The 20187-nt window shown below is 71.8% G+C and carries 17 protein-coding genes; 5 read left to right on the top strand and 12 right to left on the bottom strand.

Annotated features, from left to right (window positions below):
* Window positions 1-172: 172 nt before the first annotated feature.
* Both HDA41_RS26585 and HDA41_RS26580 read left to right on the top strand, forming a co-directional pair.
* The gene (locus HDA41_RS26585) at window positions 173-1630 is read left to right on the top strand and encodes a zinc-dependent metalloprotease (protein WP_184987878.1); all 1458 of its coding nucleotides are present in this window, start codon (window positions 173-175) and stop codon (window positions 1628-1630) included.
* Entirely contained in the window at window positions 1627-2154 is a 528-nt protein-coding gene (locus HDA41_RS26580; RefSeq protein ID WP_184987877.1) for an NUDIX hydrolase, read from the top strand. The genes HDA41_RS26585 and HDA41_RS26580 overlap by 4 nt, the downstream gene beginning before the upstream one ends.
* 76 nt (window positions 2155-2230) lie before the next feature.
* On the opposite strand, the gene HDA41_RS26575 is transcribed toward HDA41_RS26580, so the two are convergent.
* The 4 genes from HDA41_RS26575 to HDA41_RS26560 form a co-directional block, all read right to left on the bottom strand.
* On the bottom strand, window positions 2231-2986 hold the full coding sequence (locus HDA41_RS26575) for an AIM24 family protein (protein WP_184987875.1): 756 nt from the start codon (window positions 2984-2986) through the stop codon (window positions 2231-2233).
* Window positions 2987-3003: 17 nt separating this feature from the next.
* On the bottom strand, window positions 3004-3684 hold the full coding sequence (locus HDA41_RS26570) for an AIM24 family protein (protein WP_031112077.1): 681 nt from the start codon (window positions 3682-3684) through the stop codon (window positions 3004-3006).
* An 11-nt stretch (window positions 3685-3695) separates the two neighbouring features.
* Window positions 3696-5459, bottom strand: coding sequence for a TerD family protein (locus HDA41_RS26565; RefSeq protein ID WP_184987873.1), 1764 nt, complete (start codon window positions 5457-5459; stop codon window positions 3696-3698).
* A 193-nt stretch (window positions 5460-5652) separates the two neighbouring features.
* Complete coding sequence (locus HDA41_RS26560) at window positions 5653-6261, bottom strand: M48 metallopeptidase family protein (RefSeq protein ID WP_184987871.1); 609 nt, start codon at window positions 6259-6261, stop codon at window positions 5653-5655.
* A gap of 341 nt (window positions 6262-6602) precedes the next feature.
* Between HDA41_RS26560 and HDA41_RS26555 the strand changes: the two genes are divergently transcribed.
* Both HDA41_RS26555 and HDA41_RS26550 read left to right on the top strand, forming a co-directional pair.
* Window positions 6603-7817, top strand: coding sequence for a TOMM precursor leader peptide-binding protein (locus tag HDA41_RS26555; protein ID WP_184987869.1), 1215 nt, complete (start codon window positions 6603-6605; stop codon window positions 7815-7817).
* On the top strand, window positions 7810-9180 hold the full coding sequence (locus HDA41_RS26550) for an ABC1 kinase family protein (protein ID WP_184987867.1): 1371 nt from the start codon (window positions 7810-7812) through the stop codon (window positions 9178-9180). The genes HDA41_RS26555 and HDA41_RS26550 overlap by 8 nt, the downstream gene beginning before the upstream one ends.
* Before the next feature lie 197 nt (window positions 9181-9377).
* Here the strand turns inward: HDA41_RS26550 and HDA41_RS26545 are convergent, their stop codons facing one another.
* From HDA41_RS26545 to HDA41_RS26530, 4 genes are all read right to left on the bottom strand, one after another.
* A complete protein-coding gene (locus tag HDA41_RS26545; protein ID WP_184987865.1) occupies window positions 9378-9701 on the bottom strand; it encodes a putative WhiB-interacting protein in 324 nt (107 codons plus the stop codon).
* On the bottom strand, window positions 9698-10066 hold the full coding sequence (locus tag HDA41_RS26540) for a WhiB family transcriptional regulator (RefSeq protein ID WP_010047663.1): 369 nt from the start codon (window positions 10064-10066) through the stop codon (window positions 9698-9700). Before HDA41_RS26540 ends, HDA41_RS26545 begins: the two co-directional genes overlap by 4 nt.
* Window positions 10067-10237: 171 nt before the next feature.
* Complete coding sequence (locus tag HDA41_RS26535) at window positions 10238-10564, bottom strand: hypothetical protein (protein WP_184987863.1); 327 nt, start codon at window positions 10562-10564, stop codon at window positions 10238-10240.
* Between the two features lie 164 nt (window positions 10565-10728).
* Window positions 10729-12924 carry an ATP-dependent DNA helicase UvrD2 gene (locus tag HDA41_RS26530; protein ID WP_184987861.1) on the bottom strand — a complete coding sequence of 732 codons (2196 nt, stop codon included), beginning with the start codon at window positions 12922-12924 and terminating at the stop codon, window positions 10729-10731.
* 183 nt (window positions 12925-13107) lie between these two features.
* Here HDA41_RS26530 and HDA41_RS26525 point away from each other — a divergent pair, with 183 nt between their 5' ends.
* Window positions 13108-13350 carry a mycoredoxin gene (locus tag HDA41_RS26525; RefSeq protein WP_184987859.1) on the top strand — a complete coding sequence of 81 codons (243 nt, stop codon included), beginning with the start codon at window positions 13108-13110 and terminating at the stop codon, window positions 13348-13350.
* Between the two features lie 41 nt (window positions 13351-13391).
* Here the strand turns inward: HDA41_RS26525 and HDA41_RS26520 are convergent, their stop codons facing one another.
* From HDA41_RS26520 to HDA41_RS26505, 4 genes are all read right to left on the bottom strand, one after another.
* A complete protein-coding gene (locus HDA41_RS26520; protein ID WP_184987857.1) occupies window positions 13392-14021 on the bottom strand; it encodes a class I SAM-dependent methyltransferase in 630 nt (209 codons plus the stop codon).
* Between the two features lie 14 nt (window positions 14022-14035).
* A complete protein-coding gene (gene nudC, locus HDA41_RS26515) occupies window positions 14036-14980 on the bottom strand; it encodes an NAD(+) diphosphatase (RefSeq protein ID WP_086843974.1) in 945 nt (314 codons plus the stop codon).
* Between the two features lie 156 nt (window positions 14981-15136).
* On the bottom strand, window positions 15137-16540 hold the full coding sequence (locus HDA41_RS26510; protein WP_184987855.1) for a dipeptidase: 1404 nt from the start codon (window positions 16538-16540) through the stop codon (window positions 15137-15139).
* A gap of 10 nt (window positions 16541-16550) precedes the next feature.
* Window positions 16551-20096 (bottom strand): ATP-dependent helicase, encoded by a 3546-nt coding sequence (locus tag HDA41_RS26505; protein ID WP_184987854.1) that lies wholly within the window; start codon window positions 20094-20096, stop codon window positions 16551-16553.
* Window positions 20097-20187 lie beyond the last annotated feature (91 nt).

Genomic DNA, 20187 nt, shown 5'->3' with positions numbered 1-20187 from the left:
CTTCAGTACGAGCGTGAGCGACGCGTGCGTACCAGGTGGCATCCATCCTGCCGCAGGCCATCAGTCGGCGAAGCACCGAGGCCCGATCCGCCCCAGGTGTCTACGCTGGGTGGTGTTGTCGGGCAGCCGTGCCGCCGGAAAGAACCGGCGGCCCTACCAGCCGAGGAATCCCGTGAGTGACACCCCATTCGGATTCGGCCTTCCGCCGGAGGAGCCGGACGACGGCGACGAGGGCAAGAAGAAGGACCAGCAGAGCGGTGGTGGTCAGGGACCGGCCAATCCGCTCGGTTTCGGCGGCCTGCCCGGAGCCGGAGGATTTGGCGGCGGCCCCGGCGGCCCCGGTGCGGACAATCCGTTCGCAGCCATGTTCGGCTCCCTGAACCCCAACGACCTGGGCGCCGCGTTCCAGCAGCTGGGCCAGATGCTCTCCTACGAGGGCGGCCCGGTGAACTGGGACATGGCCAAGCAGATCGCCCGCCAGACGGTGTCCCAGGGCAGCCCTGACGGCACCAAGGACATCAGCGTCGGCCCCGCCGAGCGCAAGGCCGTCGAGGAGGCCGTCCGCCTCGCCGACCTGTGGCTCGACGACGCCACGTCGTTGCCGTCCGGCGCCGGCTCGGCCGTGGCCTGGAGCCGCGCCGAGTGGGTCGAGGCGACCCTGCCCGCCTGGAAGGAGCTCGTCGACCCGGTCGCCGAGCGCGTCGGCACCGCCATGGGCGACGTCCTGCCGGAGGAGATGCAGGCCATGGCCGGCCCGCTGATCGGCATGATGCGCTCGATGGGCGGCGCCATGTTCGGTACGCAGATCGGGCAGGCCGTGGGCGTGCTCGCCGGCGAGGTCGTCGGCTCGACCGACATCGGCCTGCCGCTGGGCCCGGCCGGCAAGGCCGCGCTGCTGCCGGTGAACATCGAGACGTTCGGCAAGGACCTGAGCGTCCCGCACGAGGAGGTGCGGCTGTATCTCGCCCTGCGGGAGGCCGCCCACCAGCGGCTCTTCGCGCATGTGCCGTGGCTGCGCTCGCATCTGTTCGGCGCGGTCGACGGCTACGCCCGCGGCATCAAGGTCGACACGGCCAAGCTGGAGGACGTGGTCGGCCAGTTCGACCCGCAGAACCCCGAGCAGCTCCAGGAGGCCCTCCAGCAGGGCATGTTCCAGCCCGAGGACACGCCCGAGCAGAAGGCGGCCCTGGCGCGTCTGGAGACGGCTCTGGCGCTCGTGGAGGGCTGGGTCGACGCGGTGGTCCACGCCGCCGCCAAGCCCCGTCTGTCGTCCGCCGACGCCCTGCGCGAGACGCTGCGCCGCCGCCGCGCCTCGGGCGGCCCGGCCGAGCAGACGTTCGCCACGCTGATCGGTCTGGAGCTGCGCCCCCGCCGCCTGCGTGACGCTTCCCGTCTGTGGGCCTCGCTCACCGACGCGCGCGGTGTCGACGGCCGGGACGCCCTGTGGCACCACCCGGACATGCTGCCGACGGCCACCGACCTGGACGACCCGGACGGCTTTGTGCACCGCGAGCAGATCGACTTCTCCGAGCTGGACAAGATGCTCGGCGAGGCGGCGGACAAGCCCGACCTCAGGAAGAAGGACCAGGACAAGAACGAGGACGACGGCAAGGGCGACGACGCCGAGTGAGCCTGTACGACGACGCGGTCCTCGTGCTCAAGGGGTACGAGGACCAGACGGAGCTGTGCCAGGCCTACCTCGACCATCTGGCCGAACACCCGGACGGCCTGTGGAAGGCCTGCCATGCGGGCCACATCACGGCGAGCGCCCTGGTGATCGACCCCGAGGCCGGCCGGGTCCTGCTGACCCTGCACAGGAAGCTGCGGATGTGGCTCCAGATGGGCGGCCACTGCGAGCCGGGCGACAGCTCCCTGGCGGCAGCGGCCCTGCGTGAGGCGACGGAGGAGTCCGGCGTCTCGGGGCTCTCGCTGCTGCCCGGCGGCCCGGTGCGCCTGGACCGGCACCCGATCCCGCCGCCGTGCCACTGCCACTTCGACGTCCAGTACGCGGTCCTGGCGCCGTCGGACGCCGCGCACGCGATCAGCGACGAGTCGCTCGACGTGCGCTGGTTCGGCTACGGCGAGGTCGCGGAGGTGGCCGACGAGTCGGTCGTACGCCTGCTGGAGGCCACGCGCGCGAGGCTGGCGGGCTGAAGCACTCGCGGCCTGAAGCAGTAAGGGGCGACCGCCTGGGCGGTCGCCCCTTACACCTTGCTGGTTCCGTGGCCGGTCAGCTCCAGACGTTTCCCTGGTTCTGCCCGCGTGCTCCCTGCTGGCCCATGCCGTACTGCGCGCCGAGGCCCGAGCCGATCTGGGCGTTCTGCGGCGGCAGTAGTTCACTGGGCTGGACGAGCGCGAAGCCGGTGCCCATGAAGCTCAGCTCCCAGCCCTCGCCGGTGCTGCCGCGGCGCCGCCACACCCCGGAGGAGTGCGTCTGCGCCTGCATCTGCACCCGCAGGCTCGTCGACCAGGCGACGATCGCGTCGGCGTCGCAGTTGACGTACTTGTCGGGCGTCACCTGCAGCAGCAGCGGCATGCCCGAGGTCATCAGGGCGACCTTGCCCCGGCCGGTGATGTTGAGCTGGTACTTCCCGGAGCCGGAGATGCCGTAGAGGCTGTCGACGGCGATGACCTCGTGATGCAGGGAGGAGTCCATCGCCAGCACATAGCTGCTGTCGACGGTGAGACCGTCCTGCTCCACCTCCATGACGTGGACGTGCTGCTTGAGGTTGGCGAGGTAGACCGTGCCCTGCCCGTGGCAGCGCATCAGGTCGAGTCCCTCACCGGTGTGCGCACGCGCGCGTGCCTGGTCGTTGCTCTGGTACTCGGCGTCGAACTCGACGAGGCCCTGGTAGGCGACCATGGTGCCCTTGCGGGCCAGGATGTCGTCGTGGCCCTCCAGGGCGACGCGCAGCATCTGCTTGTTCTGCAGACTCCAGCGGTCCTGGGTCTGCTGCTCGTTGTAGGCGAAAATCGGGCTCTGCATGGCGTTCTTGCTCCCCCTCAGCCCCGGACCCGGAGGCGGTCGGTGCTGTCCTCGCTGGGCTGGACGACGACGATGCCCTGACCGGAGAAGGCCATCTGGTAGGCCTCGCCGCTGCCGCGGCCGATCAGCGACTGCGCCCGGAAGCTGCGCTTGCCCTTCACCTTGAGGTTCGGGGACCAGGCGACCAGGGCGTCGGGGTCGACGTACGTCTCGTCCTCGCCGCCGCCGCAGTCGACGACGATGGGCTTGCCCCGGGAGGTGAGCGCCACCCAGCCCTGCCCTGAGATCTTGGTGTTCCACAGGCCCTGTCCGGCGAACTTCGCCAGGCCCTTGACCCGCTCCACGCCCCACGTCAGGTGGGCGTCGAAGGCCAGCAGGTTGGTGGCGTTGACGGAGATGCCGTCGCCGTTGAGGTTGATGACGACGACGTTCGCGCCGTAGTCGGCGAGGTAGAGCAGGCCGTCGCCGGAGCACTTCATCAGAGGCGCGCCCTCGCCGGTCATCCAGTCCTTCGCGATCTGACGCACGGCCGGCGGGTTGGGCTCGTACTGCACGAAGCCCTCGTAGGCGACCATCGACCCCACGCGCGCGAGGAGGTCGTTTCCGGTCTGCATGGCGACCTTCAGCATGTGGTTGCCGTGGTTCTCCATGCGGGCGGTCACGGGTGCGGGGGCGTGGCCCGCGAGCTGCTGTGTCATGACGGGCTCCCTCAGACCTCGTACGGCTGGATGACGATGAAGTTCCCGGGCGCTCCCCGGAACTGGAGGTTGACGCCCTCGCCGGTGTCACCCGGGTAGGCGTTGCGGCGCATGCGCACCTGGCTGGAGACGACGACCTGGGCGGCGGCCGACCAGGCGACCACGGCGTTGCAGTCGGCGAACGTGGTGGGCGTGACCGGCAGGACCACGGGCGTGCCGTGGGTCTTCACGACGATCGTGCCCGTGCCCGTGAACTGCATCGTGAACAGCGCGCCCCCGGGGATGCCGTGTCCCTCGATGCGGCGCACCTCGTACTGGAGGCCCTCGTCGAAGGCGAGGACGTTCTCGGCGGAGACGCAGATGCCGTCGCCCTGGAGCTCGATGGGGTGCAGCATCGTGGACTCCTCGGCGAGGAACACCTGCCCCTGGCCGGTACAGCGCATCAGCTGCATCTCCTGGCCGGTCGCGTTGCCCACGATCCGGCCGGCGAATCCGGCTCCCTTGTAACTGAAGTCGACCTTGCCCTGGTAAAGCACCATGCTGCCCTGCCGGGCCAGCACGGGCTGCCCGCCGATGCCGAGGTCGACGCGGACGAGCTTCTTGTTCTGCTGCGTCCAGCGCTGCCCGGTGGGGGTCTCCTTGAACTGCTGGAGCGCGGCGGCGACACCGGGGCCCTGCGGTGCTCCGTGGGGAGACCCGTGAGGCACTCCTTGGGGTGCTCCGTAAGGGGCTTGCCCGGGCTGCTGTCCGAAGGGCAGCTGCTGGCCGTAGCCCGGGGGCGGTGTGGGCTGGCCGTAGCCGGGGGGCGGGGCCGGGGCCTGGGGGGCCTGCGGCGCCTGGGGCTGGCCGTAGCCGGGAGGTGGCGGGGCCGTCTGGCCGGGGACCTGGCCGTACGGCGGGGGCTGCTGGCCCGGCTGGCCGTACGGCGCGGGCGCCGGGGCCGGAGGCGGCACCGGGGAGCCGCCCGGCGGGGCGTTCATGGGCGCGACGATGGTCGGGGCGGCGTGCACCTGGGGCGCGGGCGCCGAGGCCGGGGGCGGAGTGGCACCGGGCGGGGGCGCGAAGCCCTGCGCGGCGGGCTGGGGAGCGGGTGCCGGGGGCGCTGGCGGTGCGGGTGCGGGAGCCGGGGCAGGAGGCTGGGCGGGTTCCGGAGCGCCGGGAACGCCGAATGCGGGCGGCGCGAAGGCCGGGGCAGCGCCGGCCTGCGGCTGCCGCGCGGCGGGCGCGGGCGGCTCGGGCGTCTCCTCCTCGGCCACTTCGCCGCCGAAGTTCTTCAGCAGCGCGTCGAGACCACCGTCGAAGCCCTGTCCGACGGCGGCGAACCGCCAGACGTCCTTCAGGTAGAAGTCGCCGAGCATCACGGCACGTTCGGTGGAGAACTCCGAGCCGTCGAAGGGGTAGCGGGCCACTTCCTCGCCGCCCGCCACGATGCGGATGTAGCCGGGGGCGATCTGTGACATCTGTCCGGCGCCGTCGATCGTCGCCGTGAAGGACAGCTTCTGGATCTGCGGCGGGATCCGGTCGAGCGTCACCCGGAAGGACTCCGTGTCGCCCGCCTGGGCACCCAGGAGCTGGATGGCCTCCTCGGGGGACTTCGGCTGGTTGTAGAAGACGAAGTACCGTTCGTCCGAGAGCCGTTCGTCGGCGTCGAGGCCGAAGCAGCTGATGTCGAAGCTCAGGCCGGGGCCGGAGATCTGCACGCCTACGTACAGATCCGTGCCCGCGGTGAGATCACTGATCCTGGCCTTGTGGCCGCGTTGGAATTCCCTGGCCATGCGTAACGACCGTCCCCCATCCAGAACGTGATTGCGTCGCGCCAGGCTAACGGCAAATTCGGACACCGGACGAAGTCGGTACAGACCCGGTACACAACCCGCGCTCGGCCGTATCGGCTGCTCTCGCGCGGAAAGCGGTCACTTACCCCGGTGCTCGCGCCGGGCCCTCACCCCAGGCGCTCACCCCGTGCGCTCAGCCCGCGGGACTCTCATCCCGCGCACCGGGCGCATGGGGCAACCGCTCGGCCGCCACCACGCCTTCGAGGTAGCCCCGGGCCCGCTCCGTCCGCGGATAGGCCTCCAGCAACGCCCAGAAGCGGGGGCCGTGTCCGGGCACGAGCAGATGGGCGAGCTCGTGGACGAGGACGTAGTCGACGACGTACTCGGGCATGCCCTGGAGGCGGTGCGACAGGCGGATGCTGCCCTCGGACGGGGTGCAGGACCCCCAGCGCGTGTTCTGGTTGGTCACCCAGCGCACCGAAGCGGGCCGGGCCCGCCCGTCGAAGTACTGGTCCGAGAGGCGCCGGGCCCGCTCGGCCAGCTCGGCATCGCCGAGGGCCCGCTTGCCCTCCTGGGCGGCCAGCTTGTCGAGCATGACGTTCACCCAGCGCTGCTCCTCCGCCTCGGACATCCGGGCGGGGATGAGCACAACGGTGCGATCGCCCTCGCGGTACGCGGAGACCGTTCTGCGTCGGCGGGCGCTCCTGCGGACCTCGATCGAGCTCGCCCCCGAGCCGCTCGGCGGCTGGCTCGTCGTACTGCGCTGTGGTTTTCCGGCGCGGTGCAGTGGGTCGGCGGGCACGCCCCGACGTTACCCGCTGTACCCGGGGAAGTCCCGGCTCCAAGACGGTTCGCTGCCCATACTCCCCGCCAGCCGCCGGATTTGTACGACGAATACCCGCGCCTGTGGACAACTTTCGGCAGCCGGCGACGCGTTTGGGCATGCTGGCTCTTGTCGGCGAAGCGACGAACAGGCCCGGCCCGGGACCAGGCCGGGCCTGTTACCGGGGTCGGCGTGCGGTCGGGTTCGGTCTGCGGTCGGGTTCGGTGTGCGGCCGTTTTTGGCGTACGCCCGTTTTCGTGGCTGCCGTCACGCTCAACTTCGGCATACGGGGACGATCTATCACATACGGGGGGCCTGTCATGCATCCGATGGTGAAACCCGCGCTCAAGCGCGGCTGGCGCGACCTCAACACCGTGCAGTTCGGAATGACACCTGCGCACGCGATGACGCTCGGCCCGATGGACCTGGCGACGGGCAGCTTCCTCGATCTACTGAACGGCACACGAGGGCTGGAGCTGCTGCGTGAGGAGGGACGCCGTATGGATCTGCCCGACGGTCATGTCGACGGGCTGGTGCGGCGGCTCGCCAGGGCCGGGCTCCTGGACGACGCACGGGGCGGCGGACCTGCCGCCGATGCCCTGCGACAGAAGAAAGAGGTCCTCGACCGGCTGCGTCCCGACCTCGCCTCCCTGTCCCTGACCACCTCGGCACCGGGCGACGCGATGCGGCAACTGGCCGCCCGGCGCTCGCAGCGCGTGCAGGTGCGAGGCGCGGGCCGGGTGGGTGCCGTGCTGGCGTCGCTGCTGTCGGGGGCCGGTGTGGGCGAGGTCGACGTGCGCGACGGCGGCCGTGTGGAGCCGTGGGACGTCGCGCCGGGCGGGCTGCCCGCGGAGGCCGTCGGCGACCGCAGGGACGAGTCGGCCCGCCAGGCCGTGCGCCGGGCTGCCCCGGACCGGCCACCGCGCCGCGCGGCAGCCCAGGCATCCCCGGAGGAAGGCGACCCGGGCTTCTCTCTGGTGATCGTCGCCCCGCGCGACGATGTCGCCGTGCACGCGCCCGACGCGTCGGCCGCCGAACCCCTGATGTCCTCCGGGACACCCCATCTGTACGCCGGGGTCGTGGAGGGAACCGGGGTGGTCGGCCCGCTCGTCCTGCCCGGGGAGACGGGCTGCGCGGGGTGCCTGCACGAGAACCGCACCGACCGGGATCCGGCCTGGCCGCGCCTGGTCGCCCAGTGGCGCTCCGGCAGGCAGCGGCAGGTGCGACCCTGCGACCTGACGCTGGCCACTACTGTGGCCGCACTGGCAGCCGCCCACGCGCTCGCCTTCCTGGACGGCCGGGTTCCGTCGAGTGCCGGGGCGCGCTGGGAGGTCTCCGTGCCCGGTCTCCACTGGCATGCGCGGCCGGTCTGGGCGCATCCGGGATGCCCGTGCGGGGCGGCGGAGAGAGGAAAAGGGGAGCACCCCTCGGAGGATGCGGAGTCACACGAGACAATGGCGGTGCAACGGCCGTCGGCGCAGTGCCGTCAGGCAGCGGCGAAGCGGCCGGCTGGGACTTGGAGGGCGCATGTCTGATCTTCCCCGGAAGGCGGTCACCCGGACCGCCAAACTCGCCGCGCTCCCGCTCGGCATCGCCGGGCGAGCGACCTGGGGATTCGGCAAGCGGATCGTCGGCGAGTCCGCGGAGCTCGTCGGCCGCGAACTCCAACAGCGCACGGCCGACCAGCTCTTCAAGGTGCTCGGCGAGCTCAAAGGCGGCGCGATGAAGTTCGGCCAGGCCCTGTCCGTCTTCGAGTCGGCGCTGCCCGAGGAGGTCGCCGGCCCCTACCGGGCCGCGCTGACCAAGCTCCAGGAGGCGGCGCCGCCGATGCCGACGCGCACCGTGCACGCGGTGCTCGAGGAGCGGCTCGGCGAGGGCAGGCACGAGCTGTTCCTGGAGTTCGAGGACAAGCCCGCCGCGGCGGCCTCGATCGGCCAGGTGCACCGAGGGGTGTGGCATGACGGCCGCGAGGTGGCGGTCAAGGTGCAGTACCCGGGCGCCGGCGAGGCCCTGCTGTCCGATCTGAACCAGCTGAGCCGCTTCTCCCGCCTGCTCGGCCCGCTGATCCCCGGCATGGACATCAAGCCGCTGATCACGGAGCTGAAGGACCGCGTCTCGGAGGAGCTGGACTACGGCCTGGAGGCCCAGGCCCAGCAGGCCCATGCCGAGGAGTTCACGGACGACCCGGACGTGATCGTGCCGCAGGTGGTGCACCAGTCCGACCAGGTCCTGATCACCGAGTGGATCGACGGCATCCCCCTGTCGGAGATCATCTCGGACGGATCCCAGGAGCAGCGCGACCGGGCCGGCCAGCTCCTGGCCCGTTTCCTGTTCTCCGGCCCCGCCCGTACCGGCCTGCTGCACGCCGATCCGCACCCGGGCAACTTCCGGCTGCTGCCCGGCGGCCCGGACGGTGAGGACGACTGGCGCCTGGGCGTCCTGGACTTCGGCACGGTCGACCGTCTCCCGGGCGGTCTGCCGGCCACCATCGGCGAGTCCCTGCGCATGACTCTCGACGGGGAGGCCGAGGCGGTCTACGAGCTCCTGTGCGTGGAGGGGTTCGTGAAGAAGACCATAGAGCTGGACCCCGACGCGGTCCTGGACTATCTGCTGCCGATCATCGAACCGGCCGAGGCCGAGGAGTTCACGTTCTCGCGCGGCTGGATGCGCAGCCAGGCGGCCCGCATCGCGGACCCGCGCTCCCCCGCCTACCAGCTGGGCAAGCAGCTCAACCTGCCGCCCGCGTATCTGCTGATCCACCGGGTGACGCTGAGCACGATCGGCGTACTGTGCCAGCTGGGGGCCACGGTGCGTCTGCGCGATGAGCTGGAGGAATGGCTGCCGGGGTTCGTCCCGGAGGACCCGGTGGACGGCGAGGATGCGGTGGCGGAGGCATGAGCCTCAGCGGGCACCGCGGCTGACCGGGTGCCCGCGCTTCACCACCGGTTCGAGTCCAGGCGCCCTCGATCGACCTGAGGTTCTCCCAAGAGCAGGCACAACGCACCGCGGGGGCCGGTCCGTTCGGCACGGACCGGCCCCCGCGGGGAGAGCTCGGCCTCCCGGGCTCGGGAGGCCACCGCTTCAGGTGAGGTCGGTTACTGCATGACCGCCATGGCGAGCGCCCGGCGGGCACGCCGTGAGGCGCGCTCCGCCCTGCGCTGCATCCGGCGGGCGGTCGCCAGGCGCACGGCCGGGCGTTCCCGCTCCGCCTCTTGCAGTCGCTCGCGCATATGCGCACGAGCCATGGCTTCTGGGATGAGTTGCATCTCTCGGGTCCTGTTCTGACGCGAGTCCTTCGCGCCATTGGTGGTGAAGTCTTGGGTCGCGGAGCCTGCGGGCTCGTAAGTGGACGGCTTCATCGGGGCCTGCTTCTGGGGGTCGTGCGTGAGGGGGCGGTCGATCGTTCCTGCGGTGTTCATGCTGTGACCGGGTTCTTGCGCGGGCGGCCACGCGGCCGCTTCCGGGCGACGACGACTCCCTGCACGAACAGCTCGCCACCCCAGACGCCCCAGGGCTCACGCCGCTCCTTGGCGCCGGCGAGGCAGGCCTCGACCAGCGGGCAGGTGCGGCACAGGGACTTGGCGTACTCGACGTCCGCGGGCGACTCGGCGAAGAAGACCTCCGGGTCGTAGGAGCGGCACGGGACGGGTACGCCGAGGTTCTCGATGGCGTCGTCGAGCGCGGTGAGCGCGGTGAGCGGGGTCAAGGCGGAGTCCTCCGTGGAGCCGGGCTTGGGGATCGTTTCGGAAGGCGGTACGGACGGTGCGTGCGCTTCGAGTTGCACGGTTCGTCTTCCTCGTCTGGTCGTTCCGGCCTGTTGGCCGGGGGCGGCTGGTACCGGGTTCTTTTCTTGTCCCGAGGCTCCTTCGGTCCGTCGTCCCTGATCGGGGACAAACAGAAGGGCCGCGGATCCCGGATGGGGTTCCGCGGCCCTGAAGGCGCCGGCCTGATCGAATCAGGCTGGATCACTCCAGGGTTCTGGCCCACGGAAGGCCCACATCAGGTGGTGCTGCGTCGTCTGCTTCCGGAATCCGGCACCGGTCGCCGTAAAGGCATAGGCCTGCGCCTGTGCCACTACTGCCGCTTCCAGTGCCTTGGTCGGTCGCTCATTGCGCTCGCGGACAGGAAGACCCGCGGGGGCAACGGAGGAGGACGCCGGACGCACGGCATGAATGCCGGACAGACCGGTGCCCAGGTTCGAAACGCCGAGCATGCACGCGGAGACGGCCGAGCGATCGGTCATTTTCACGGTGCTGATGGAGCTGGTGTTGATGCTGATCACTGGACTCGCCTCCTCTCGGCGTCTCGGGGGACCGGGTGAACCAGTCCGACGGGTATGCAAGTACAACACGGAATCAGGGCCTCCGAGAAGGCCGCTGCTCTCGTGCCTAAGAACCTATGGGGATTGCCGGGGCATGCGCAAACTATTTTTTCGACGAGTTCGTGTCAGTCCCGATCTGTGTCCGCTTCGGCGAACTGGCCTGCACAGATGGCCAGTACGTCGGCTCCGTAGCGGTTGAGCTTGCGCATCCCCACGCCCGGGATGCGCGCCAGTTCGTGCTCGTCGTCGGGCGCGGTCTCGGCGATCGCCATCAGGGTCCTGTCGGTGAACACGCAGAAGGCGGGCTGGCCGCTGCGTCGTGCCTGGTCGGCTCGCCACTCGCGCAGCCGCTCGTAAAGGCCTTCGTTCATGTCGGACGGGCAGCCGTCGCAGCGCATCAGCTTCATCTCGCCCGCGTCGGTCAGCGTGCGGCCGCAGACTCGGCAGCGGGCGGGCGTTCGCTGGACTCGTCTCGGGGCGGAGCCCCTGGTTCCGGGGATTCCACGCTCGATGCCACCCGCACTGCCGACCGCGGTACGGCCCGTGGTGGCCGTCGACCCCGGGCGCAGCCCGTCGAGGAAGCGGCTGTGGCGACGGTTGGGGCGGCCGCCGGGGGAACGGGCCAGGGCCCAGGAGACGTGGAGGCGTTCCCGCGCGCGGGTGACGCCGACGTAGAGGAGGCGACGCTCCTCCTCGATCTGTTCGTCGGTCTTGGCGTAGGTGATCGGCATCATGCCCTCGGCGACACCGACCAGGAAGACGACGTCCCACTCCAGGCCCTTGGCCGAGTGCAGGGAGGCGAGGGTGACGCCCTGCACGGTCGGGGCGTGCTGGGCGTTCGCGCGTTCGTCGAGTTCGGCGACGAGGTCCGCCAGGGTGGCGCCGGGTTTGGCGGCGGCGAAGTCCTGGGCGAGGTTCACCAGGGCGGCCAGGGACTCCCAGCGTTCTCTCACGGCGCCGGAGCCGGCCGGTGGTTGCGGCGTCCAGCCCTCCCCCGACAGCACGGCACGCACCTGGGACGGCAGGTCGACGGCGTCGTCCAGGAGGGAGTCGTTGCCGCCGAAGCGGGCCGCGCCGCGCAGGGCGATGCCCGCCTTGCGCACCTCCGGGCGGTCGAAGAACCGCTCGGCGCCGCGCAGCTGGTAGGGCACCCCGGCGTCGGCGAGGGCCTGCTCGTAGGTCTCGGACTGCGCGTTCGTGCGGAACAGGACGGCGATCTCGGCGGCCGGGACCCCCGAGTCCATGAGCTCGCGGATACGGCGGGCCGCGCCTTCCGCCTCGGCGGGCTCGTCCGTGTACTCGGCGTAGACCGGCTCCGGCCCCGGGGCTCGCTGGGAGACGAGCTCCAGGCGGTGGTCGGCGGCCCGGCCCTTCGCCTGGGCGAGCAGGCCGTTGGCGAGGTGGACGACCTGGGGGGTGGAGCGGTAGTCGCGGACCAGCTTGACGACGGTGGCGCCGGGATGGCGGGTGCGGAAGTCGAGCAGGTGGTCCGGTGTCGCTCCCGTGAAGGAGTAAATCGTCTGGCTGGCGTCGCCGACCACGCACAGGCTGTCCCGGTCGCCCAGCCACAGATCCAGCAGGCGCTGCTGGAGGGGGCTGACGTCCTGGTACTCGTCGACCACGAAGTGCTGGTACTGGGCGCGGATTTGCTCCGCGATGTCGTGCCGGTCCTGGAGGACGGCGACGGTCAGCAGCAGCACGTCCTCGAAGTCGATGACGGCGCGCTCACGCTTGACGTCCTCGTAGGCGGCGTAGAGCTGGGCGATCTCGGCGGGGGCGCGGGGGGTCTCGCGGCCGACCTTGGCGGCGGCGGGCGCGTAGTCGGCGGGGACGGTCTGGGTGACCTTGGACCACTCGATCTCGGCGGTGACGTCCCGCAGCTCCCCACGGTCGAGCCGGATGCGGCAGGCGGCGGCCGCGTCCGCGACGAGCTGGACCTTGCGGTCGACGAGCCTGGGCATGGAGCCGCCGATCGCTTTCGGCCAGAAGTACTGGAGCTGACGCAGCGCCGCCGAGTGGAACGTACGCGCCTGGACACCGGCGGCGCCGAGCTGGCGGAGCCGGCCCCGCATCTCCCCGGCGGCGCGATTGGTGAACGTGACGGCGAGCACGCTGGAGGGGTGCAGGATGCCGGCGCGCACTCCGTAGGCGATGCGGTGGGTGATCGCCCGGGTCTTGCCCGTGCCGGCGCCCGCCAGGACGCACACCGGACCGTGCAGGGCCGTGGCCACCTCGCGCTGCTCGGGGTCGAGCCCTTCGAGCACCGCGTCGGCGGAGTCCGGTACCTGCGGGAACAGGGTGGAGCGCGTTGCTGCTGTCACACAGCCATGCTGCCAGGTCCCGCGAGACGGCTGTGCCGGTTGTCCACAGGCAGGCACCGATAGTCGTACTAATGCGGCAGGCGTCACGTCCGGCAGGGCGCGGGCACCGGGAATGGTTGCTCTTTCACGTACGTTCCACCACTGCGAGCACCCGTCCCCGAGCACTGAAGGAGCACGAGAGACATGCCGGGCACTGTGACGATGTACAGCACCACGTGGTGCGGCTACTGCCGTCGGCTGAAGAGCCAGATGGACCGCGAGGGCATCGCGTACACCGAGATCAACATCGAGCAGGACCCGGAGTCCGCCGCATTCGTGGAGAAGGCGAATGGCGGAAACCAGACGGTGCCCACCGTTCTGTTCCCGGACGGCTCCACCCTCACCAACCCGTCGCTGGCTCAGGTGAAGCAGAAGGTCGGCGTCTAGTCGCCGTTCGGTTGTGCCGGGAAGGCGGTTCCTGAGGCGTCTCAGGGGCCGCCTTCTCGTGGTCGGCCCGCTGGTTTGTCCCACACCACGACGTAGCGCCACAGCAGCGTGCGGCGGAAGTCACAGCCGGGCAGCAGCCGGTGGGCTTCCTGCCGGATCTCTCCCCAGGACATGTGCACGTCTTCCATCGGCATCCCGGCCGGGGCCCGCTTGCCACCGTGCCGGCGGGCGTACCACTGGCTCGCGGGCACGCCGCACGCGCTGACGACCCAGTCCAGGACCGTCCGGTTGGCGGCCATGCCGACGATCACCAGGCGGCCGCCGGGCGCGGTGAGGCGGGCGAGGCGGGTGACCGCCTCCTCGAACGGCGCGTGGTGGACCACGGCAACCGCGCTGACGAAGTCGTAGGCGCCCTCGGGCAGGGACCCGTCGGCGAGGAAGTCCGCCTTCAGGTACGTGACGTTGCCGGGCACGCGCGCGTACTCGCGGGCGAGTTCGATCATCTCCGGCGAGCGGTCCACGCCCGTGACGGATGCCGCACGTACCGCGAGCTTGCGGGTGAGCAGGCCGTCGCCGCAGCCCGCGTCCAGGGCCTTGCCGCAGCCGTCCGGGACAGCGTCGAGCACCTCGGGGTGGTGGTGGACGTTGTGGTTCCAGTACGGGTCCAACACGCGGGTGGCCTCCGTCAGGCGGCGCTTCTCATCGGGAGCGGCTTGCCGTACCAGAGCTCGATCAGGCGGGCCGCGATCGAGATGCCGTACGGCGGGAGCACCTCGCCCGACTCGAAGGCGGCGCGCAGTTCGTCGCGGGAGAACCAGCGGGCCTCGTGGATCTCGTCGCCGTCGACGTCTATCTCGGTCGAGGTGGCGCGGGCCAGGAAGCCCAGCATGAGGCTGGACGGGAAGGGCCAGGGCTGGCTGGCGACGTACTCGACCTGGCCGACGGTGATGCCGACCTCCTCGTGGACCTCGCGGCGCACCGACTGCTCGATGGACTCGCCGGGCTCGACGAAACCGGCGAGCGTCGAGAAGCGGCCCTCGGGCCAGTGCACCTGGCGGCCGAGCAGGATGCGGTCGTCCTCGTCGGTCACGGCCATGATCACGGCGGGGTCCGTACGCGGGTAGTGCTCCGCACCGCAGGCCTGGCAGCGGCGGATGTGACCGGCCGCGGCGATGACGGTGCGCTCGCCGCAGCGCGAGCAGAAACGGTGGGTGCGCTGCCAGTTCTCCAGGCCGACCGCGTGCACCATCAGGCCCACGTCCCGGGCCGACAGGAGCAGGCCCGCCTCACGCAGCCCCGCCGGCCGCGCGGACTGGTCCATGCGCCCGGGCAGGGAGTCCTTCTGGAGGGCGAAGTAGCTGACGCCGTCCTCGTCGTTGCCGAGGAAGTAGCGGTGAGCCTCGGTGAGGGGGGCCTCGAAGGAAGGCGTCATGACGAGTTCGGTGCGCCCGTCCGGCGTCTCGTCGATGAGGACCTGGCCGCCGGAGACCACGAAACAGCGCGTGGAGGGGTGGCTCCACGCCGCCGCGAGCCAGGCCTCGTCGAGCCGGTGGTGTGCGGCCCGGTCGATGCCGCTCGGTGCGGTGAGCGAGATGGGTCGGTCGGCGTTCTGGTCGGTCCAGGTGGTCACGGGTGCTTCCAACTCCCCGGTGGGACGGTCGGGTTCGGCGGGCTGATCAGCGGGACGTACGGCGGGAGGCGACCGGGTCCGGCGGGGTTGCGCGGTGCTGGGGCGGCTCTTCCAGTGTGCCCCGCGCGCGCTGCCGGTCCGGACGGCACGGGACGCTCAGGGCACATGGCGCCAGTGCTCGGCGAGGTCGCCCCACAGGTATGCGGTGGTCTCGACGCCTTTGAGGAGCAGGTCGAGTTCGACTTTCTCGTTCGGGGCGTGCCAGCCGTCGGACGGGACGGAGATGCCGAGGAAGAGCACGGGTGCGCCGAGGACGTCCTGGAGGTCCGCAGCGGGTCCGGAGCCTCCCTCGCGCGTGAAGCGGACCGGCTTCCCGAAGGCCCGGCCCATCGCGCGGGCGACCGACTGGAGGGCCGGGTGGTCCAGCGGCGTCAGGCACGGGCGCGTGGCCCCGCTGAACGTGATCTCGCAGCGGATCCCGGCGGGCACCTGCTGCTCGGCCCAGGCGCGGACGGCCTTCTCGACGTGGCCGGGGTCCTGGCCCGCCACCAGCCGGAAGGACAGCTTCACCATGGCGGAGGACGGCACGATGGTCTTGCTGCCGGGGCCCTGGTAGCCGCCGCCGATGCCGTTGACCTCCGCGGTGGGGCGGGCCCAGACGCGCTCCAGGGTGGTGTACCCGGCCTCGCCCTGGGTGGCGTACGACTTGGCGGCGCGCAGCCACTGCCGCTCGTCGAAGGGCAGCTCGGCGAAGAGTTCCCGCTCGCGGTCGGTGAGTTCGACCACGCCGTCGTAGAAGCCCGGGATCGCCACCCGCGCGTGCTCGTCGTGCAGGGCGGCGACGAGGCGGGCCGCGGCGGTCGCCGGGTTGGGCACGGCGCCGCCGAAGGAGCCGGAGTGGATGTCCTGGTCGGGGCCGTGCAGACGTATCTCGCACTCGGCGAGGCCGCGCATGCCGGTGCACACGGTGGGGGTGTCCTCGGACCACATGCCGGTGTCGGAGACGATCACGGCGTCGGCGGTGAGCCGCTCGGCGTGCTGCTCGACGAGGGCCCGGAAGTGCGGCGAGCCGGACTCCTCCTCGCCCTCGATCAGCAGCTTCAGGTGCACCGCGGGGGTGGTGCGGCCGGTGGCGGCGAGGTGGGCGCGGACACCGAGGGTGTGGAAGAACACCTGGCCCTTGTCGTCGGCCGCCCCGCGCGCGTAGAGGCGGTTCTCGCGGACGACCGGTTCGAAGGGGTCGCTGTCCCAGCCGTCCTCCCGGGCGGCGGGCTGCACGTCGTGGTGGCCGTAGACCAGCACCGTGGGGGCCTGCGGGTCGTCACAGGGCCACTCGGCGAAGACGGCCGGCGCGCCCGGGGTCGGCCAGACCTCAGTCGTCGGGAACCCGGTCTCCTTGAGCTTGGCGGCGAGCCAGTCGGCGCTGCGTCGTACGTCGGGCGCGTGGTCCGGCTGGGCCGACACCGACGGGATGCGCAGCCACTCGGCGAGGTCGTCGAGGAAGGCGGCGCGGTGCTGCTCGATGTACGTACGGACGACACTGTCCGGGGTCTGGCTCATGGTCACGAGCCTATCGGCCCGCACTGACGTCCTCGGAGTGCGGTTCCTCACCGGACGGCTCCCCGAGCAGCAGCCGCTCCAGCGCGGCCCGGTCCGGCAGATCGTCCGGCCGTACGATCTCGCCGCTGCGCACGTACAGGAACGCGGCCGTGACCGACTCCAGCGGCACGCCCTGCTGCTCGGCCCAGGCGACGCGGTAGACGGCCAGCTGGAGCGGGTCTGCGGTGCGGGTGCGGTTCGTCTTCCAGTCGACGATCTCGTACGTCGTCTCCTGACCGTCGACCTCCTTGTAGACGGCGTCGATGCGGCCCCGTACGACGCGGCCTGCGATCTCGAGCTGGAAGGGTGCCTCCACCCGGTAGGGCGTGCGGTGCGCGTACCCGGTGCGTTCGAAGGCGTCCTTGAGGGCTTCCAGGTCCTGTTCGTCGGCGATCTCGGCGTCGCTGCCGGGCAGGTCCCCGGGCTCCAGGAACGGCAGCTTCAGCGCTTCGAAGCGGGCCTCGACCCAGGCGTGGAAGCGGGTGCCGCGGCGTGCGGCGGGCTGCGGCGGGCGGGGCATGGGGCGGGCCAGCTCCTGCGCGAGGCCGTCCGGGTCGGCGGCCAGGAGCAGCAGCTGGGAGGCGGTGAGCGACGCGGGCAGGGGGACCTCGGTGACGCTGTCGCGGGCGCGCAGGAGTTCTCCGGTGAGGGCGTCGAGGTCGCGGTCCCAGGAGGCGACGGTGCGGGCCTCCTCGGGCGTGAGATGCGGGTGGTCCGGGGCCGTGGGATGTGGGCGCGTGGCTGGGGGCTCCGGTAGCGCCGCCTGGTGGGGAACCGTGGGGCGGTCCGCGGGCCGCGCGTCCCGGGCGGCCGGATCCTCCGCGAGGGCATCGCTCTCAAAGGGGTCTTCTGCGGAGGGGGCGTCGTCGAAGGGATCGTCGTCGAACGGGTCCGGTTCGTCGTACGGGTCCGGTTCGTCGTACGGAGGCTCGTCGTCCTCGGGGGGCGGCGGCCACTCCGGGTCGCCGGCCTCGTCCGGGTCGTGCACGGCCGCGGGGTGGCCGTCCTCGTGGGACGCGAGGTCCTCCAGGTGCGCCAGGACGGTCGCGGCGGCCGCGCGGCGACGGGCCAGGGCCACCTCGTCCAGGGGCAGGGGCCACACCTGGTCGGCGGTGCCCTGGTGCAGGGCCGGGTTCTCCTCGTCCTCGGCGGGTTCGTCCGCCCACGCCTCGATCTCGCCGTACCCGGCGGCGCAGTGCTCGTGGAGGGCCTGGAGGAACGCGGACGGTCCGCGGCGCTTCTTCTGCGTGGGTCCCCACCAGTGGCCGGAGCCCAGGAGCAGCGAGCGGGGGCGCGTGAAGGTGACGTAGCCGAGGCGGAGTTCCTCGGTGTGCTGGTGGTCCTTCATGGCCTCGTGGAAGGCCTTCAGGCCTCTGGCGTCCCAGGACTCCACGTCGGGCAGGGTGTCGGCGTCGCCGCGCAGCCGGTGCGGCAGGACCTTGCCCTGGGAGGTCCACTTCTCGCGGCCCTGGCTGCTGGGGAAGGTGCCGGTGACCAGCCCGGGGACGACCACGACGTCCCACTCCAGGCCCTTGGACTTGTGGGCGGTGAGCACCTTGACGGTGTTCTCGCCGCCGGGGAGGGCGTTGTCGAGGCCCTTCTCGTACTGGGCGGCGGTGCGCAGGAAGCCGAGGAAGGCGAGAAGGGTGGCCTCGTTGTCGCCGGCGGCGAAGGAGGCGGCGACGTCCAGGAAGTTGGAGAGGGTCTCGCGGCGGCGGGCGGCCAGAGCGTGCGGGGACGCCGACAGCTCGACCTCCAGGCCGGTGACGGCGAGGACGCGGTGCAGGACGTCCATCAGCGGGTCGGCCAGGGAGCGGCGCAGCTCGCGCAGCTCGGTGGCGAGCCGGGCGAAGCGCACGCGCGCGTCGGGCGAGAAGGGCAGCCCGTCGTCGTCCCCGTGGCCGTCCAGCGGCGTCTCCAGGAACGTGTCGAGGGCGTCCGCGAGCGAGATCACCTCGGCCGGGTCGACCCCCTCGACGGCCTCGGCGAGCCGGCGGTCCGGATCGTCGTCGCCCGCCACGCGCGCGTGGGACACCAGGAGCCGGGCGCGCCGCCCCAGCAGGGCGAGGTCGCGCGGGCCGATGCGCCAGCGCGGGCCGGTCAGCAGACGCACCAGGGAGGCGTTGGCGCCGGGGTCCTGGAGGACCTCGCAGACGGCGACGAGGTCGGCGATCTCCGGCAGGTGCAGCAGCCCGGACAGGCCGACCACCTCGACCGGGATGTCCCGGGCGACCAGGGCGCCCTGGATCTCCGCGAAGTCGGTCGCCGTGCGGCACAGGACCGCGATTTCGCCGGGAGCCGTCCCGGTCCGTACGAGGTGGGCGACGGAGTCGGCGGCCCAGTCGATCTCCTCGGCGTGCGTGCGCAGCAGGGCGCAGCGCACCATGCCGTCGCGTTCGGCTCCGGGGGCCGGGCGGAGGGCCTCCACGCCCGCGTGCAGGGCGCGCAGGGGCTCCGCGAGGCCGTTCGCGAGGTCGAGGAGGCGGCCGCCGCTGCGGCGGTTCTCGCTGAGCGCCTGCCGGGTTGCGGGGCGGCCGCCGGCGTGGGCGAAATGCTCGGGGAAGTCGTCCAGGTTGGCGACGGAGGCGCCGCGCCAGCCGTAGATCGCCTGGCAGGGGTCGCCGACGGCGGTGACGGGGTGGCCGGTGCCCTCGCCGAACAGACCTGCCAGGAGGACGCGTTGGGCGACCGAGGTGTCCTGGTACTCGTCGAGCAGCACCACCCGGAACTCGTCGCGCAGGACACGGCCCACTTCGGGGATCTTCGCGAGCCGGGCCGACAGGGCGATCTGGTCGCCGAAGTCGAGCAGGTCCCGCTCGCGCTTGGCGGCCCGGTAGCGGGTCACCAGGTCGGCCAGTTCACGGCGGGCGGCTGCCGCCTCGGGGACCTTGCGCAGGTCGCCGTTGGTGAGCTTGCCGCCGCGCAGGGTCAGCAGCAGCTCGGCGTCGTACGCGCGCAGCGCTTCCGGGCGCACGAGGTGTTCGGAGAGTTCGGCGTCGAGGGCGAGGAGGTCGCCGACCAGGTCCGGGAAGGAACGGGTCAGGGCCGGGTAGCTCCCCGGGGCTTCGCGCAGCACGCGCGCGGCGAGCTGGAAACGGGTCGCGTCGGCGAGCAGCCGGGACGTGGGCTCGAGACCGATGCGCAGGCCGTGGTCGGTGAGCAGGCGGCCCGCGAAGGCGTGGTACGTGGAGATCACCGGCTCGCCCGGCGGGTTGTCCGGGTCGATGGCGTCCGGGTCGGTGACGCCGGCCTTGACCAGCGCCTTGCGGACGCGCTCGGCGAGTTCGGCGGCTGCCTTGTTGGTGAAAGTGAGGCCGAGCACCTGCTCGGGTGCGACCTGGCCGGTGCCGACCAGCCACACCACGCGTGCCGCCATCACCGTCGTCTTGCCCGAGCCGGCTCCGGCCACGATCACCTGCGGGGCGGGCGGCGCGGTGATGCAGGCCATCTGCTCGGGGGTGAACGGGATGCCGAGGAGTTCTTTGAGCTGTTCGGGATCGGAGATACGGGCGGACACGTCAGAGAGGCTAGCGGCGGCCACTGACAGCGGCGGCCGGATCGCTTCCCGGGGCGGAAGAAGCGCAGGTCAGCACACGTGGTGCGATAGG

It is taken from the genome of Streptomyces caelestis (genome assembly GCF_014205255.1).
GTDB lineage: Bacteria > Actinomycetota > Actinomycetes > Streptomycetales > Streptomycetaceae > Streptomyces > Streptomyces caelestis.
The sequence above is the reverse complement of the archived record's forward strand: the minus strand, read 5'-3'. Positions and strand labels throughout refer to the sequence as shown.